The organism is Actinopolyspora biskrensis (assembly GCF_013408175.1).
Classification (GTDB): domain Bacteria; phylum Actinomycetota; class Actinomycetes; order Mycobacteriales; family Pseudonocardiaceae; genus Actinopolyspora; species Actinopolyspora biskrensis.
Window position 1 is genome coordinate 1,099,928 of record NZ_JACBYW010000001.1, and the last position, 17,397, is coordinate 1,117,324.

At 70.6% G+C, this 17,397-nt stretch carries 11 protein-coding genes; 8 read left to right on the forward strand and 3 right to left on the reverse strand.

Annotated features, from left to right (window positions below; all coding sequences use genetic code 11):
* Positions 1-39: 39 nt before the first annotated feature.
* The 7 genes from FHR84_RS04770 to FHR84_RS04800 are packed head-to-tail and all read left to right on the forward strand — an operon-like array spanning position 40 to position 12,175.
* A complete protein-coding gene (locus FHR84_RS04770; protein WP_179534163.1) occupies positions 40-1,068 on the forward strand; it encodes a DUF1702 family protein in 1,029 nt (342 codons plus the stop codon).
* Positions 1,065-2,993 carry an FG-GAP repeat domain-containing protein gene (locus tag FHR84_RS04775; RefSeq protein WP_179534164.1) on the forward strand — a complete coding sequence of 643 codons (1,929 nt, stop codon included), beginning with the start codon at positions 1,065-1,067 and terminating at the stop codon, positions 2,991-2,993. The genes FHR84_RS04770 and FHR84_RS04775 overlap by 4 nt, the downstream gene beginning before the upstream one ends.
* Complete coding sequence (locus FHR84_RS04780; RefSeq protein ID WP_179534165.1) at positions 2,990-3,958, forward strand: RnfABCDGE type electron transport complex subunit D; 969 nt, start codon at positions 2,990-2,992, stop codon at positions 3,956-3,958. Before FHR84_RS04775 ends, FHR84_RS04780 begins: the two co-directional genes overlap by 4 nt.
* On the forward strand, positions 3,955-9,582 hold the full coding sequence (locus tag FHR84_RS04785) for a type I polyketide synthase (protein ID WP_179534166.1): 5,628 nt from the start codon (positions 3,955-3,957) through the stop codon (positions 9,580-9,582). The genes FHR84_RS04780 and FHR84_RS04785 overlap by 4 nt, the downstream gene beginning before the upstream one ends.
* Before the next feature lie 35 nt (positions 9,583-9,617).
* Positions 9,618-10,016 (forward strand): thioesterase family protein, encoded by a 399-nt coding sequence (locus FHR84_RS04790; RefSeq protein ID WP_179534167.1) that lies wholly within the window; start codon positions 9,618-9,620, stop codon positions 10,014-10,016.
* Positions 10,016-11,470: an MFS transporter gene (locus FHR84_RS04795; RefSeq protein ID WP_179534168.1), complete on the forward strand. Its 1,455-nt coding sequence runs from the start codon at positions 10,016-10,018 to the stop codon at positions 11,468-11,470. Before FHR84_RS04790 ends, FHR84_RS04795 begins: the two co-directional genes overlap by 1 nt.
* Positions 11,471-11,503: 33 nt before the next feature.
* Complete coding sequence (locus FHR84_RS04800; protein ID WP_343075149.1) at positions 11,504-12,175, forward strand: winged helix-turn-helix transcriptional regulator; 672 nt, start codon at positions 11,504-11,506, stop codon at positions 12,173-12,175.
* Between the two features lie 63 nt (positions 12,176-12,238).
* On the opposite strand, the gene FHR84_RS04805 is transcribed toward FHR84_RS04800, so the two are convergent.
* A complete protein-coding gene (locus FHR84_RS04805) occupies positions 12,239-12,991 on the reverse strand; it encodes a twin-arginine translocation signal domain-containing protein (protein ID WP_179534169.1) in 753 nt (250 codons plus the stop codon).
* 457 nt (positions 12,992-13,448) lie between these two features.
* Between FHR84_RS04805 and FHR84_RS04810 the strand changes: the two genes are divergently transcribed.
* Positions 13,449-15,029, forward strand: coding sequence for a serine hydrolase domain-containing protein (locus FHR84_RS04810; RefSeq protein WP_179534170.1), 1,581 nt, complete (start codon positions 13,449-13,451; stop codon positions 15,027-15,029).
* Positions 15,030-15,191: 162 nt separating this feature from the next.
* Here the strand turns inward: FHR84_RS04810 and FHR84_RS04815 are convergent, their stop codons facing one another.
* Together FHR84_RS04815 and FHR84_RS04820 are read right to left on the reverse strand one after the other, a co-directional pair.
* Positions 15,192-15,875 carry a diguanylate cyclase domain-containing protein gene (locus tag FHR84_RS04815; RefSeq protein ID WP_179534171.1) on the reverse strand — a complete coding sequence of 228 codons (684 nt, stop codon included), beginning with the start codon at positions 15,873-15,875 and terminating at the stop codon, positions 15,192-15,194.
* A 301-nt stretch (positions 15,876-16,176) separates the two neighbouring features.
* Complete coding sequence (locus tag FHR84_RS04820) at positions 16,177-17,382, reverse strand: amidohydrolase family protein (protein WP_179534172.1); 1,206 nt, start codon at positions 17,380-17,382, stop codon at positions 16,177-16,179.
* Positions 17,383-17,397: the final 15 nt, after the last annotated feature.

Genomic DNA, 17,397 nt, shown 5'->3' on the forward strand with positions numbered 1-17,397 from the left:
GCGTTCCACGAAGCACTTCCGGCACACTCAGGAGGAAACTTGCGCACAACGGGTGGCGGAACCGCCCCGAAGAACACTTTGGCGAAGTCGTTGCTGCGGCAGAGTCACGGGCAGGTCGACTTCGGGCTGCGCCGATTCCGTCTCGGCACCGGACAGGCACGGCAACGCCTGGAGGACTCCGCACGGGCATTCCTGGAGGGTGTGAACGCGGTCGTCGAGAACCCGGGAGTCGAAGCGACCGTCGACAGCATCGAGCGGTTCGAACCCCAATGGCGCGGTTTCGCCTACGAGGGCGCGGGCATGGGATGCGCGCTTCTCGACCTGGTGACGTTGTCCCGGGGGCGGCGTAGCGCCGCACTGCTGGAAGGGGTCGGAAACTCCTATCCCCACCTGGTGCACACGGGGATGGGGTGGGCGCACGCGCGGCTGCGGTTGCGTCCCTGGTGGGGGCTTCCGGTCGGCGATCCGCTGCTGCGCTGGCTCGGCTGGGACGGTTTCGGCTTCCACCAGGGGTTCTTCCGCTCCGATGCGGTCATCGGCGCGTGCCGCCTCGAACGCGGTCTGTCCGCCGGGCACAGAGCGGTCCGGGACCAGGGGCTCGGACGGGCCTTGTGGTTTCACGAGTGCGCCGACCCGGACGGTGTCGCCCGGCGCGTCGCGCACTTCCCGGTCCACCGGCGCGCCGACCTGTGGAGCGGAGTCGGGCTGGCCGCGACTTACGCGGGCGGAGCGGGCAGCGCGGAACTCGAACGCCTGGCCGGGTCCGCGGGCAGGTACGCGGCGGATCTGGCGCAGGGCAGCGTTTTCGCCTGCGCGGCACGGTGGGCCTGCGGCATCGGTGTCGAACACACCGAACAGGCCGCCACCGCTCTCACCGGTGTCTCCGCGGCCGAGGCCGCCGGGTGGGCGGAGCTGGCCCTGGCCGCTCTGGGGGACGAGCCACACAGCGTTCAGCACTACGAGCGGTGGCGTGCGGAGATCCGTGCGCTCTGGAGCCGGCACCACCGAGCCAAGCGGAGCGAGTCACGTGGTGCTCCCCGTTCCGACGAGGAGAAAGCTCTCCGATGATACTTTTCCTGCGCAGGCATCTGGCCGCGATCACGGCTCTGCTGTGCTGCGTGCTGGTGTGGGACGCGGCTCGACTGCCCGCGGCCTCGTCCGAGGAGCACGCCCGGCTGGCCGCTCCGTTCCGGTTCACCGCGCAGCCGATCAACGCCGCGGACGGTCCGGGCTCCCGTGACCTGCGGACCGTGGCTCCGGCCTACCGGGACATTCGGTCCTGGATATCCTCCGTGGGCGCCGACGTCGGCATGTTCTCCCTCGACGGGGAGGCCGAAGCGCGTGATCTCTGCCTGGTCGATCCGCGTACCGACACCGTGAGCATCCGCCCGGCTCCGGGAACGGGGGAGCGGTACCGACCGTTCGCCCTGGAACCGGACACACCGCCGCCGGCCCCCGCCGCGCCGATGGGATGCGTGCCCGCCGACTACAACGAGGACGGTCGGCAGGACGTGCTGGTGTACTACTGGGGCAGGTCCCCGGTGATCTTCCTGCGCGAGCCGGGCAGCTCTCCCGCGGAGGGAGCCTTCCGGGCGCGCGAGCTCGTCACCCCCTCCCGGGTGTGGAACACCAACACGGCCACGGTCGGCGACTACGACGGGGACGGCCATCTGGATCTGGTCGTCGGGAACTACTTCCCCGACGGGTCCCGGGTGCTGGATCCGGCGGCGGGCCACGACGACCTGGTGATGAACTCCTCGCTGTCCAACGCGCACAACGGCGGGCGCAACCACCTGTTCCGCTTCGCGGGGGCCGAGGCCGGAGACCGCCCCGACGTGCGTTTCGAGGAGGACCCGGAGGCGTTCTCCTCCCGCCGGGCACGGCAGTGGACCCTGGCGCTGGGGACCCAGGACCTGGACCGGGACGGGCGGGCCGATCTGTACGTGGCCAACGACTTCGGGCCCGACCACATGCTGGTCAACGAGTCCGTGCCGGGACGTGTCCGATTCGGTGAGGCGACCGGGACCCGGCACGTGAACACGCCCAAGTCCCGTGTGGTCGGAAACGACTCCTTCAAGGGCATGGGAGTGGCCTTCCGGGACCTCAACCGCGACGAAACCTCGGACGTGCTGGTCAGCAACATCACCGAACCCTACGCCCTGCACGAGAGCAACTTCGCCTATCTCAGTACCGGTGAGGGAGGGGACGAGGGGCTGCACGACGGTCACGCGCCCTACGACGACCGCAGCGAACGGCTCGGGCTGGCCCGGACGGGGTGGAGCTGGGACGTCGACACGGGCGACTTCGACGCCGACGGCACGGCCGAGGTCCTGCACGCCACCGGCTTCGTCGCGGGAAGGACCGACCGGTGGGCCCAGCTGCAGGAAGCGGCCATGTCCAACGACCTGATCCTGTCCCATCCCGCGCTGTGGCCGAATTTCACCCCCGGCGACGATCTGTCCGGGAACGATGCCAACACGTTCTTCACCAGGGAGCCCGGCGGCCGTTACGTCGACGTGGCCGGGGACGTGGGGGTGGGCACCGAAGCCGTCAGTCGCAGTCTGGCCGTGGGCGATGTGGACTCGGACGGACGCCAGGACTTCGCGGTGGCCAACCAGTGGGATCGCTCCACGTTGTACCGCAACGAGTCCGAGCGGGGCGAGTTCCTCGGGCTCCGGCTCAGGCAGCCGGGAACCTCGCGGTGCGGACCGGACGGCTCGGGAGCGGACCGCCCGGCCATCGGGGCTCGGGCGCGGGTGCGCCTCCCCGACGGGACGCAGCGGTCCCGGCAGCTCTACCCCGCCAACGGCCACGGCGGAACCGACGCGCCGGAGATGCTGTTCGGGCTCGGTGAGCGCACGGCCGAGGAACTCCCCGTCGAGCTCTCCTGGAGGGACTCGTGCGGGCGGCGCCACTCCACGACGGTGCGGGTGTCGCCGGGCTGGCACGAGATCGTCCTGGGGGCCGACGGCTCGTCCGAGGAGGAACGATGAGGTCGCGGGCTCCGGAGCGGCAGCAGTTCGACCCCAGAAGCGCGGCCCTGCGCCGCTTCGGGCTCTCGATCACGGCGTTGACCGTGCTCGGGCACACGGTGCTCGGGTTCGAACAGGCCTACCGCACTCCGGTGGTGGCCGTGCTGGCGGCAGTGGGCACCGAGCTGCTGCTGGAGTCGGTGGAGGCCTTGACCGGAGGGCGCCGTCCTCGTTACCGGTCCCCTCCGGGACAGGCCCTCGACTTTCTGCTGCCCGCCTACATCGCCGGTCTGGCGTGCGCGATGCTGCTGTACGGGAACGGACGGGCCCTCCCGATCGTGTTCGCGGCCGTTGTCGCCGTGGCCAGCAAGTACATCGTGCGCCTACCGGTCGGGGGACGTTCACGGCACGTCCTGAACCCGAGCAACGCGGGCATCGTGGTCGTGCTGCTGATGTTCCCGTGGGTGGGCATCGCCCCGCCCTACCAGTTCACCGAGTGGTTCTCGGGATGGCTGGACGCGGCGGTGCCGCTGCTGCTGTTGGCGGCGGGGACGATGCTCAACGCCAAGCTGACCGGCAAGATGCCGTTGATCCTGGGATGGGTGGCCGGTTTCCTGGCGCAGGCCGTGATCCGGGGAGCGCTCACCGAGGTGTCGCTGATCAGCGCGCTGCTCCCGGTCACCGGGGTGGCGTTCCTGCTGTTCACCAACTACATGATCACCGATCCGGGGACGACGCCGTCCGCACGCCGCGGACAGCTCGTGTTCGGGGCCTCCACGGCGGCCGTCTACGGGGTTCTGGTGCAGCTGCACATCGTTTTCGGGCTCTTTTTCGCACTGGTGATCACTTGTGTGCTGCGTGCCGCGTGCCTGGTCGTCGGTGACGTGCTCGGTCGGCGGCGTGCGCGTCCGGCCGTTCGGCGTGAGCTCGTCACTTCCGACCCGGTTCCGGTGGCATCGACTGTTTCGGAGGGGAACGCGCGGTGAACGAGTCGGGTTCAGCAATCGTCGAACCGGTCGCTCTGGTCGGAATGGCCTGCCGGTATCCGGACGCGGACGATCCGGGGCAGTTGTGGGAGAACGTGCTCGACCGGCGGCGCGCGTTTCGCGCGCTGCCCCGGGAGAGACTCGATGTGGACGACTACTTCGACCCGGACCCCGCTGCGGTGGACCGCACCTACAGCGCCCGCGCCGCCGTGCTGGACGGTTGGGAGTTCGACCGGTCGGGATTCCGCGTTCCGCGGTCGGTGTACCGGGCCGCCGATCCCGCCCACTGGTTGGCACTGGAAACGGCGGCCCGGGCCCTCGACGACGCCGGGCTGTCGGCAGGCGGCGGAATCGACCGGCAGCGGGTGGCCGTGGTGGTGGGAAACACCCTCACCGGCGAAGTGACCCGGGCACGGTCCCTGCGGTTGCGCTGGCCCTACACCCGCCGGGTGCTGAGCGCGGCGCTGGACGAGGCGGGCGTGCCCCCGGAGCAGCAGCGGGTGGCGCTGGATCGTGCCGCCGAGCTCTATCGGAGCCCGTTCCCGGAGTCCGACGACGAAACCCTGGCCGGAGGGCTGTCCAATACGATCGCGGGCAGGATCTGCAACCACTTCGACTTCGGTGGAGGCGGGTACACGGTCGACGGCGCGTGTTCCTCCTCGCTGCTGGCGCTGATCGACGCGTGCCGGCAGTTGAGCGATGGCAGTGCCGACGTCGCCCTGGCCGGGGGTGTGGACCTGAGCCTGGACCCGTTCGAACTGGTCGGTTTCGCCAAGGCGGGGGCCCTGGCCGCGGACCGGATGCGTGTCTACGACGAGAACTCCGGCGGGTTCTGGCCGGGCGAGGGCTGCGGCATGGTGACGTTGATGCGGGCGACCGACGCCCGCCGGGCCGGGCTGCCGGTGCGGGCCGAGATCTCCGGGTGGGGAGTCTCCTCCGACGGACACGGTGGCATCACTCGCCCGGAGCTGCGCGGTCAGCTGTCGGCGCTGCGGCGCGCCTATGCCGCGGCAGGAACGGACCCGGGCGAGGTGCTGCTGCACGAGGGGCACGGCACCGGCACGGCGGTCGGGGACGAGGTCGAACTGGACGCGTTGGCGCGACTGCGGGAGTCGGCTCCCACGGCCGCCGCGCTCGGCTCGATCAAGGCCAACATCGGCCACACCAAGGCCGCCGCCGGTGTCGCTTCGCTGATCAAGGCGGTGCGCAGTGTGGAGACCGGAGTGCTGCCCCCGATCACCGGTTGCGAGGTCCCGCACCGCCGCCTGCGGGAGGCGAGTGGGGTGCTGCGTGCTCCGGACCAGCCCGAGCCGTGGCCGCGGGGGCCGCGTGTCGCCGGGGTGAGCGCCCTGGGTTTCGGCGGCATCAACACGCATCTCGTGGTGCGCGGGGAGAGCCCGGGAAGCGCCGTTTCCCCGGTGGTGCGGCGCCCTCCGCCCCCGGAGGCCGAAGTGGTCGCGGTGGGAGCCGAGGACGCGCCGGGACTGCGCGCGATCCTGCGGCGGATCTCCGTGCTGGCCCCGAGGCTGTCCGAGGCCGAACTGCGCGATCTGGCCTGCCGGTTCGGCCGTGAGTTCCAGGGGCCGGTGCGGGCGGGCCTGGTGGCTGCCACGGCCGAGGAGCTGGGCAAACGGGCGGACAGTGCCTGCGCGCTGCTCGACGATGCCGCCTCCGAGCCCCGCCTGCGGGGCGGCGACGGCGCGTATGTCGGTGCCGGGGTGGCGGGACGGGTCGGTCTGCTGTTTCCCGGTCAGGGGGCTCCCGCTCCGTACGGGGGTGGTGCGCTGGCCGAACACTGGCCGGGGGTGTGCTCGCAGCCGCGTTCCGGTGAACGGGAACCGGGAACGGCCGGAGCCCAGCAGCGCATTCACCGCGCTTCGATGAACGCGCTGCGCTGGCTGGACGAGCTCGGTGTGCGCCCGGTCGCGGCGGTGGGGCACAGTCTCGGCGAATTCGCCTCCCTGGTGTGGGCCGGATGTCTGTCCGAGGAGGAGGCGGTCGGACTGGTGCGGGAACGCGGCCGTGTGATGCACCGGGACGGTGCTCCGGGCACGGGAATGATCAGCATCGGTGCCGACGAGGAACAGGCACGGGAGCTGTGCACCGGGACCGGACTGGTCGTGGCCGCGTTCAACGGTCCCCGTTCCCACGTTCTGGCGGGCCCGCTGGGGGAGGTGCGCGCGGTGGCCGAGCACGCGGCGGCCCGCGGGCTCGCCGCCAGGATGCTGCGGGTCTCGCACGCCTTCCACTCCACGGCCATGAGCGAGAGCGCGCGCGGTTTCGCTCCACTGCCGTACGCGGCGAAGATCGCCCCTCCACGGCGTCGGGTGCTGTCCACAGTGTCCGGCGAGGTGCTCACGGGGGACGACGACGTCGCCGAACTGCTGGCCCGGCAGCTCACCGAGCCGGTACGTTTCCGCGGTGCCGTGGCGGGAGTCCGCGACGAGGTCGATCTGTTCTGCGAGACGGGGCCCGGTCACACCCTGAGCGCGTTGCTGCCCGACAGCACCTCGATCCCGGTGGCGAGTGTGGACGCGGGCAGCGATCGGGACCGGCCGTTGGCCGAGACGGCGGCGGCCCTGTTCGCGGCCCGGGCCGTGCCCGACCTGGCACCGGTCTTCGAGGGGCGTGCCGCGCGCCCCTTTGACCTGTGGCGCGATCCGGTGTTCGTGTCCAACCCCTGCTCGTCGGCCCCGGACATCCCGGGGCGGGACCGACCTCGCCCCGAGAACGACGGGGAGGGGCCACCGCGGGACGGCTCCGCACCGGCGCCACAGCGGTTGTCGGAGCCGGAGGCGGGAAGCCGCGATGCCGCGGCGGTGACGCGGCACGTGCTCGCCGAGGCCACGGACCTCGGTCCCGAGACGATGGAGTCGGACACCCGGCTGCTCGCGGATCTGCACCTGACCTCGTTGCGGGTGATCCAGCTCGTGGCGGAGATCGCCGACTCCCTCGGCAGGAAGCGCCCCGAGGAACCGTTGAGTCCGGCACACGCCACGATCGCGGAGCTGGTGGAGACGGTCGAGGCCCTTCCGGAGGTCGAGGAGACCGTGGACGAGGCCGTGCCCACCGGGGTGGAACCGTGGGTGCGGTGTTTCACCGAACAACACCACCCGTGTCGGCCCGCGGAGCTCCCGGTGGCCGAGCCGGGGCGGTGGCGGGCGCACGTCCCCGGCGGCCGCGGTCTGAGCGCGGTCGCCGCGGACCTGCTGTCCGGACAGGACACTCCCGTGCTGTACGCGCCCGAGCCGACTTCTCCCGAGAACGTCGAGGCCGCGCTCCGGGCGGGCAGGGCCGGGGTCGAGGCGGGCGGACTCGTCGCGGTCACCCACGGTGCGGAGCTGACCGGTTTCCTGCGCGGTCTGCACCACGAGCACACCGAACTCGGGATCACCGTGCTGCGTGTGCCGACGACGGTGGAGGGACTCCGCTCGGCTCGGCGACACGTCCGCGCCGAACCGGGGCGCTGGTGCGAGTACGTGCTCACCGAGCAGGGTTTCGCCGAGCCGGTCGAAGCTCCGCTGGAGCTGGATCGGGCCGGGGACCTTCCACTGGGGGACGCGGATGTTCTGCTGGTCAGCGGGGGTGGAAAGGGGATCGGACACGAGTGCGCCGCCGCCCTCGCGCGGGCGAGCGGGGTACGGCTCGCCCTGCTCGGGCGTTCCGCTCCCGAGGACGACGAACGACTCGCCGAGAACCTGCGGTTGCTCCGTGAGGAGGGCCTCGCGGTCGACTACGAGTCCGCCGACGTGACCGATGCCGCGCAGGTGCGTCGCGCGGTGCGACGTCTGCGGGACCGTCTCGGTGGCATCGACGGTGTGCTGCACGCCTCCGGAGGCAACGAACCGGTCCGTTTCGCACAGCTCGACGCGGCAGAGGTCCACGATCACGTGGCTCCCAAGGTCACCGGGCTGCGTCACCTGCTGGACGAGGTGGACTCGCGGAAGCTGCGCGTGCTGGTGACCTTCGGTTCGGTGATCTCCACCTGGGGCCTGCGGGGCGAAAGCCATTACGCGCTGGCCAATGCGGCCCTGCGTGCCGAGGCGCAGCGGTTGGCGGGAGCGCTGCCCGGCTGCCGGGTGCTCAATGTGGACTGGTCGGTGTGGTCCGGTGCGGGCATGGGGGAGCGGCTGGGAGCGCTCGACGCGCTCACCCGCGCCGGGGTCACGGCGATCCCGCTGGCCGAGGGAACGGAGACCTTCCTGCGTTTGCTGGCTGACGAACGGACACCGTCCTCGGTGGCCGTGCACGGACGTCTGGGCACGTTGTCCGGAACCGGGCAGCACACGGCGGGGACGGCCCTGGGAAGGTTCCTGGAGCGGATTCGACTGCACTGTCCCGGAGTCGAACTGATCACCGAGGCGAGCCTCGACCTGAGCAGCGACCCGTACGGGGCCGAACACCGCCTCGACGGTACGGCGGTGTTGCCGGGGGTGGTGCTCGTCGAGGCGATGACACAGGCGGCCTCCCAGCTGGCGGGGCGGACGTTGCGGGAGGTCGTCGATCTCCGGCTGGACCGGCCGGTGGTCCTTCCCGAGACGGGATCCCGGGACATCAGGGTGTGCGTGCTGCGACGAGCCGGGGCCGTCGAAGCCGTGCTGCGTAGCGCGGAGACCGACTTCCGGGTGGAGCACGCGCGTGCTTCCTTCCCGCTGACGACGGGCGAGCCCTGCCGGGGAGAAGCCCCGCGGAGTGCGCATCCACCCGGCGGGTGGGAAACGGATCCGCTCGGACCCGAGCAGCTCTACGGGTCCCTCTACTTCCACAGCGGACAGTTCCGGCGTGTGCGGGAGCTCGTTCCCGAGGGGGCGCGCCGGTGCCGGGCCCGGGTGTTGGCCAAGGACCTGCCGGACTGGTTCGACGTGGAACCGCTGCTGGGCTCGCCCGCGGTCAACGACGCCACCGTGCACGCGTTGCAGGCCTGCGTTCCCCACCGCCGGTTGTTGCCGGTCAGCTGTGAGCGTCTGGTGGTCGCGCCGAGCGACAGCTCCGAGCTGTGGGTGCACGGTTCCGAACGTCGTGCCGAGGGAGGGCGCTACCTCTGGGACGTGGTGGTGCGCGACCCCGACGGCGTGCTCGTGCTCGCCTGGTACGGGCTGACGCTGCGGGACGTCGGACCGTTGTCCGGGGACCGGCCGTGGCCGGAGTCCCTGTTGGCCGTCTACCTGGAACGTACGGGCACGACCCTGGGCAAGGACCCGCGGCTTCGCGTTTCCGTCCGGAGGGCCGAGCACGCGGTTCCGCGGGACTCCGCGCGGTCCCGGGACAGCGCCGCGGGGCTCGTGTTCGAGGTGGCCGGAACCGAGCGGGTCGGATGTGCCGCCGAACCGGTCGGCGCGGACGAGGGGATGCCGGGGCTTCCCGAGGAGGACCGGACCTTGGCCGCGCGACTGGGGCGGCCGTGTCCGGAGCCGTTCGGTTCGCTGGCGGCACGTGTGCGCACGGTTCGGCGAACCCTGGGCGAAGCGGGCCGGGACCGAACCTTTCCGCTGGAGTTCGACGGGGTCTACGAGGGCGGGGTGGTGCTCTTCCGTGCCGGGCCGCTCGTCATCACTTCGGTGGTTGTTCCCGTGCTCGACGTCCCGGACCCTGTGGCCGTAGCGATCCTGACGGAGGACCAGTGATGTGGAACTCGCGCAGCTACGACTATCGCCATTTGGTGACTCTGGAGGAAACCAACCTCGTCGGCAACGTGTACTTCGTGAACTACCTGCGCTGGCAGGGGCAGTGCCGGGAGCACTTCCTCGTCGACCACGCGCCCGGTGTGCTGCGCGCGTTGCGCGCGGATCTGGCCATGGTCACGCTCTCCTGCCACTGCGACTTCTTCAGCGAGCTCTACGCCGCCGACACCGTGGAACTGCGGATGACTCTGGAGGGGATGGACGAGACCACCGTGTCGATGGGGTTCGACTACTACCGCCTCGCCGGTTCGGCCGAGCTGGTGGCGCGCGGAACGCAGACCATCGGGTGCACGAGCCGGTCCGCCGGGAACCAGCGGACGGTGCCCGTGCCGGAGGAGCTCCGCGCGGCGCTTGAGCCCTACGAGAAGGTCGTGTGATGCGAACGGAGACCGTGCTCCCGCCACGCCACCACACCGGTGGACGCGGGCGGCGTGTCTTCACGGCGGTTGCCACGACGTTGGGCACCGTGGTGGTCGTGGCGGTCTCCGTGCGTCACGCCGTCGTGTTCTTCACCGGTGGGGTCGGTACCGAGGTGTGGCCGCACCAGGGACACCACAGGGACATGGTGCTCATTACCGTGGGCGTGGTGGTCGCGCTGGCGGGGCTGCTGCTTCCCGGCGCGCCTTCCGCTCCCCGTCCGCCCGCGCCCTCGCGGCCCGCGGCCGTCGTCGCGCTGGTCGTGCTGACCTCGGCTCTGGTGGTCGACGTGTCCAAAACGGCCACGCTCGGTTTCGTGCTGCCCGGTATGCGGGAGGAGTACGGCCTGAGCAACCAGTACGCGGGGATGCTGCCCGTGGCCGGACTGGCCGGAACCGTGCTCGGTTCGTTGCTGTGGGGGTCGCTGGTGGATCGGCTCGGTGTGCGGCGCACACTGCTGCTGTCCACGCTCGGCTTCATCTCCACCTCGATATGCGGATCCATGCCGACCTTCGAGGGGAACCTGGTGATGTGCTGGCTCATGGGGCTGGCCGTGGGCGGGTTGATGCCGGTGGTCTTCAGCGCGCTCACCGCCCTGGTGCGGCCATCCCAGGTGCCGGCCGTGGGCTCACTCATCGCCGGGATCGCCACAGCGGGCGGATACCTGCTGGCCAGCCAGTCCGCCGCGCTGCTCGCCCCCGACCACGGCTGGCGCTCACTCTGGCTCGTCGGAGCGTTCACCGGCGGATTGCTGCTGCTCGTGCTTCCGCTGGTCCCCGGCACGTGCGACACCGCCGTACGCGGCGCCCCGGACACGGCGCTGTCCTCGTTGGCCGGTCACCGGCAGCACAGACTGCACACCTTCTACGGTTTCATGGCCGGATTGATGGCGCTGGGGGTGTTGACCTGGGTCCCCACCGTGCTGCGCTCCTCCGGGGCCGCCGGTGGGGCCTGGGAGGGTTTGCTGGCCGGGCAGTCCTGGGTGGCCCTGCCGGTGGCCGTGGTACTGGCCCTGGCGTTGCGGCACAGCGCGCCGCAGTACTGTGCGCGTGTGCTCGCCCTCGGAGGCGGGATCGCGTTGGTGCTGTTCGGTCTGGTGATCCTGACGGGCCAGCAGGGCTGGGCGCTCACGGTGTCGTTGACCGCGACGGTGCTGTTCAGCAACGCGATGGTGGCCAGCGTGGTGCCGATGTCGTCGATCCACTACGCGAGCAGCATCCGGGGGCGCGGGCTCGGCCGGATCGCCGGGGCGAGCAAGCTCGGGGGGCTGGTGGGGCCGTTGGCCCTGGCCACCCTGGTCGGGGCTCCCGCGGGGTTCTTCGTGGTGTCGCTTTTGGTGGGCAGTGGTTCGGTGGTGGCCGGGATCGTCATGGGTGCGCGACGGCCGCGGCACGGTAGAGTGGGGGCCTCCTGAGTGGCTTCGTCGCGGTGCGGGTAAGGAGTCGTTGTGACCCGAGCTTCCCCGAAGCGACGTGAGCGCAACTACCGCCAGTACTGCGGGTTGGCCGCGGCGCTGGACGCGGTGGGCGAGCGGTGGACTCTGCTGATCGTGCGGGAGTGCATGCTGGGGCCCCGCCGGTACAAGGAGTTGCTCGCCGACCTTCCGGGGATCGGAACCAACCTGCTCTCCGAGCGGTTGAAGAAGCTCTGTGCGCTCGGGGTCCTGTCGCACGAGGAGAGCACCGACCGGGGGTACGTCTACGAGCTGACCGGCATGGGGGAGTCGCTGCGGGAACCGGTCAAGGGGCTGGCGCGTTGGGGAATGGCCCTGTTGGACGAGGTGCCCGACGACTCGGTGGTCCGTCCGCACTGGGGGTTTCTCGCGGTCGAGGCGATGGCCGATGCCACGCGGTGTCCGAGCGTTCGGGAGGAGTACGAGTTCCGGGTGGACGACGAGGTGTTCCACCTGCGGGTCGATCACGGCGTGACGGAAGCGGCCCGCGGGGCCTGTGCGGACCCCGCTCTGGTCGCCACGACCGACGCGGCGACGTTCGTGCGTATCGGTTCCGGAGGCTGCACTCCGCTGGAGGCGGTCGAAGCGGGCAAGCTGTCGTTGTCCGGGGCTCCGGAGGCCGTGCTGCGGTGTTCCACCGTTCTGGGGCTGAGCCCGGGCTCGTGACCTCCGCGCAGGCGGGGACACTCCGGCCCGTGCAACGCACGAACCGGAGTGCTCGCGGAACCGTCAGGAGTCGTCGAGGCCGCCGACCTGGACGGGGAACCTGTCGATCGTGGCGATCGTTTCGTCGTGGTTCGGAACCACCAGCTCGATGGGGTTCTGCAACTGGTAGACCTCGCCCTGGGGCGGGAAGTTGTTGAGATGTCCGACGAGCTTGCCGGGATTCTTGGTGGTCAGCACGAGGGGTTCCGGCCTCTTGGTCAGCGACACGCCGAGAGACCGCTCCATCAACTGCTGGGGCGGGTTCTCGATGGTCATCGTGAAGTTCAGGAACATGGTCTGTTCGAACTTCGGCGGGGACTGCTGGGTCATCTCCAGCAGGCTCTCCGGGGTGACCTCCGCGTCGCTCTGCTTGATGTGGACCCGGCCGAGCCCCTCGCGTTGAGCGCTTTTCGCCTCCTCCCCGGAGTCGCCGTTGTCAGTGCCGGTGACCTCGTGCCCGATGACCTTGAGCTTCAGGCTCCAGGGGTTGAGCGGGTTCGCCGACTCCACGCGCACCTTGATCTGGCCGCTGAAGTCGATCTGGACGGTGGCCGCCTGGATGGTCAGCGGCACTCCCGGCGCCAGGCAGCTGCACGGGATCTCGGCACCCACCGACGGGGGCGTGGGCGGTTGTGCCGCTGAGGCCTGTCCACCGACGAAGGCGAGCCCGCCAGCTGCGGCCGCGGCCCCCGTGGCCGCTTTCTTGAGGAAATCCCTGCGTGCGGTGCCGTCCGCGTCGTGCGGGGGTTCCGGTCCGTTCTCGTCCGAAGTGCTCACAGCTCTCCTTCTCCCGTCGTCGGTGTCTTCTCGTGGCCGCACGACCGGTCGCGGCAGGTGCGCGGCGAGCTTTAAATTAATATAGTGATCGTGCGGCGCTCCATTATCCGGACGGAGCTTCACCCCGCCCAGCGACGGGAAATCACTCGGCGGGGCGGTTCCGGTTGTTCGGCGCGTGTTCGCCCCCGCGACTCGGGGTCCGCTCGGAGTGTCCGGTGGCCGGCGCACCGGCTGCTGGAGTACCAATAACTCGTAACGGAGCTTTGCGTGGTTGGCCGGTCGGCCGTCACGGGAGTCGGTGCCTCGACAGCGTTGGAGTGCTCCTCGAGCAGCGGCCTGTGGCCACGTGCCCTGCCGCCCCGCCGTGCGTCCGACTCGCGCGCCGGGGTGCGTGCTCTGCGTGGGCTGAAAGCACCCGAGCCGGACGAAGCCTTTTGCTGGAGGTTCTGACGAGGGGATGAGTGCGTTGACGCGCCGTGGGTTCCTGGGCCGGCTCGGCACCGGGATCGCGGGGATGACGATGGGCGGGAGTACTGCTTCCGCGGCGGAGGCGCGACCACGTTCGCACGACGGTCTGGTGCGCGGGAGCCCGGAAGAGCTGGGCGTGGATCCCGGTGGGATTCTGGATTTCGCGGAGGGGCTCGAGAGAGCGGGGTTCGCCGGACACGGTTTCGTGCTGCTACGTCACGGCAGGGTCGCCGCGGAAGGCTGGTGGGAGCCCTACACCCCCGACGCCGAGCAGCTCACCTACTCGTTGACGAAGAGCGTGCTGGGAACTGCCGTCGGGTTCGCCGTGGACGAGGGCAGGATCCGGCTCGAGGACCGGATCGTCGACGCGTTGCACGACCTGCTTCCCGCGCGGGTGTCGGCGAATCTCGCCGCGATGCGGCTGAGACACCTGCTGACCATGACGGCCGGGCACGCCGCGGATCCCATGGCGGAGACGCGACTGCCCCGTTCGGAACCGAGCACGGAGTGGGTGCGTGCCCTGCTGAGCGTGCCGGTCGAGCACGCTCCCGGAACGCACTTCACCTACAGCAACGGTGCCGCGATCCTGGCCGCGGCGATGTTGCACCGGGCTGTCGGGCGGAGCGCCCGGAACTACCTCGAACCGAGGCTGTTCGCCCCGCTCGGCATCCGCGTCGGCTACTGGGAGGAGTTCCCGGACGGAGTCAGCGTCGGCAGCAGCGGCCTGGCTCTGCGGACGGGCGACATCGCCAAGTTCGGTCAGACGTACCTGCGTCGGGGAGTGTGGAACGGCGAACAGGTCGTACCGCGGTTCTGGGCCGAGCAGGCCACGGGCAAGCGGATCGACACTCCCGCGAGGGGCCCGGACGAGTCCGCGGGGTACGGCTACTTGTTCTGGCGCGGCAGGCACAACACCTTTCGGGGCCACGGAGCTCTGGACCAGTGCTCGATCGTCATGCCGGACCAGGACGCCGTGCTCGCGACCACGGCGGAGCGCCACGGGACGGTGCTCGATCTGGCCTGGCGGACCCTGCTTCCGGCCATGGGCGCCGCGCCCTCGGTTCCGGTGCGGCGGTTGGACAGGAAGCTCGCAGCGCTTCGGCTGCCGGTGGCGAGGGGAGACACCTCACCGCGCTCGTGCGGGCAGTACTGCGGCAGCTACGTGTTCGCCGCGAACGAGCTCGGCCTCGAAAGGATCACGCTCGACATCACCCGGGACCGGTGCACGGTGGAGATCGTGGACGCGCGGGGCAGTCACTCCGTCGTGTGTGGACTGGGGCGTTGGATCGAGTCGACGAGCACCCTGTCCGCCTCCTCGGTGCTGCTGCCCGGTTCGACGGTCGCGAAGCTCTACCGGGCTCCTCCGGAGACCCGCGTCGCCGCATCCGCCGCTTGGCCGTCAGCCGACACGCTGCGCATGGTCTGGCGGTTCGTCGAAACCCCGCACGCCGACACCGTGACCCTCGGGTTCGGGGAGGATTCGGTGGAGGTGGAGTTCGAGAGCAGCGTTTCCCGCCGTGGCCAGGGCACCGACAACAGGCCGGTGCTGGCGGGCTCGCGGCAGCGGTGACCCGCGGCCGCGCTGTGGTGGTCAGAACGAACGGGAGGCCCGGACCGGTAAGAACTCACAGCGGAACTTTTGCGTAGTCGGTCGGGTGCCGCTCGTGCGGTCGCTGCGGGGCTGGGGCACCGAAACACCGCACCGGTCGCCGGCACGACGAGAAGGCCTCAGTCAGGCGACTCGGGGGAGCGAGGCCATCTCGGAGCGCGGCTCGACGGCGGGCTGCCAGCCCCCGCCGAGTCGTTTGGCCCGGTACATGGCTGTGTCCGCCGAGCGCAGGGCGTGTGTCAACCCCGGACCGTTCTTCCCGTCGGTGCGGTACACCCCGATCGAAACTCCTACGCGCACCGCGGCCGCACCGGCGATCCCTGCCTCCGTCGTGACCGCCGCGGTCACTCGTTCCCAGTCGACGCCGGGGCGGACTGCCATCACGATCTCGTCACCGCCCACTCTGCCCAGTGCGGCGTCGGGGCCCAGCGCTCGCCGCAGTCGTTTGGCGACGAGGTTCAGCAACTGGTCGCCGACCGCGTGCCCGTGGGTGTCGTTGATCCGCTTGAAGCCGTCGAGGTCGAGCAGAGCGATTTCGCACGGCGCGTGCAGCCGCGCGGAGACCGTCGGTTCCCACGCGCGCCGGGTGGGGAGTCCGGTGACGGGGTCGGTCAGCGCTTCGGCGATGTCGGAGCGGTGACGTTGTTCGACTTCGCCGAGTTCGCGCCGGTGGCGTTCCCGCTGGTCCGCGAGCGCGATGCGGTGACTTCTGCGTTCACGGACCAGCGCGCGTTCGCTCCGGACGCGGTCCACGAGCCAGCAACCGAGCACCGCCGCCGTCGCCGCGGCCGGGAGGACGTTTCTCACGTCGCCCTCCCGGAACGCGTTGCCGGCGTGAGTGCCGAGACGGTACGGGCGGGAGGAAACGGGGCCTCGAACTGCCCGCGGCCACGTGGTTCCGGGCGGGACGAACACCTCGCGGTGCTGACCGCCCGGCTCGATTCCCCGCTTCCTCGGCGCGGGGTGTGCGTCCTTCCGTGCGGCATGGTCGGTTCGCGCTCCCAGGTGTTTTGAAGTCACCGGTGTTTTGAAGTCATCATACTAGGCCGAAGTCATACTATGATCAGCATAGTAGGCTGTACAACCTGTAGTCGCTCCCGCATTCGGGTCACGGGTGACTCGTGTGCCCGTCCGGGAACGCACGCCCCGCGCTGAGCACCAGCGCGGGATCGCGCAACTTCTGGAGGTCGAGCAGCGGATCGCCGTCGACGACGACCACGTCCGCGGCCAGCCCCGGCCGCAGCGCGCCGGTTTCGGCGGAGAGCCCGAGGTACCGGGCACTGGTCGTCGTGGCCAGTTCCAGGATCTCCTCGGGCGGAACGCCGATGTGCTCGTAGAGTTCCAGCGTGCTGACCGGATCCCCGTGCCGGGAGACCGGCACCCCCGCATCGCTGCCGAACAACAACGGGACTCCGTGGCCCCTCAACCACCGCAGCCGCTCGGCGATGCGCCGGGAGCGCTCGGGACCGAGCGCGTCCCACATGGTTCGCCACTCGGAGGGCAGCGCCGGGGACGCGGCGATGTCGCGCGCGGCCATGGTCTCGGCCACGGAGTCACGCAGGTCGACCGCGCCGTCGGGGGCCATGAAGGTGCAGTGTTCCACGGTGTCGACCCCGGCCTCGACCGTCGCGGCGATGACCTCGGAAGTGTAGGCGTGCACCGCGACCGGGAGCCCCAGGGCGTGTGCCTCGTCCACGATCAGGGCGAACTCGTGCGGTGCGAACTGGGAGTCGGTCATTCGTGGTCCGTCGGGAGTCGTCTGTCCCCCGTTGCCCATCACCTTGATCACGTCGGCGCCGCGGCGCGCGTTGTCGTGAATACGGGCCCGGATCCGTTCGGGGCCGGAGACCTCGCCGCCGAGGAAGGAACAGTGCCCTCCGGGCGGGGTCAGGGGAGCGCAGGCTGCCCGGATCCGCGGGCCGGAGGCCTCGCCGCGCTCGACGGAGCGGCGGAGCTCGGTGATCAGCCCGTCCCGGTCTCCCAGGTCGCGTATGGTGGTCACTCCGGCAGCGAGGTGCAGGCGCGCCCGTTGCCCCATGGCCGCGACCAGTTCGTCGTCGGCGGATTCACGTAGCGCGGTGACGGGGTCCTCGCCGGAGTCGAATCCGAGATGCACGTGGCAATTGACCAAACCGGGAAATACCGTCCCCCGCGGATAGTCCAGACGGCGGGCGTCGGGAGAGGCCCGTTCCTCGATCTCGGCGACTGTTCCGACCGCGGTGATCCTGTCGTCGTCGATCAGCAGGGCACCGGGGGAGAACCGCTGTCCACGCGGTCCGGCCAACAGCTGATGAGCGCTCAATACTTGCTGCACAACGGCACGATACCG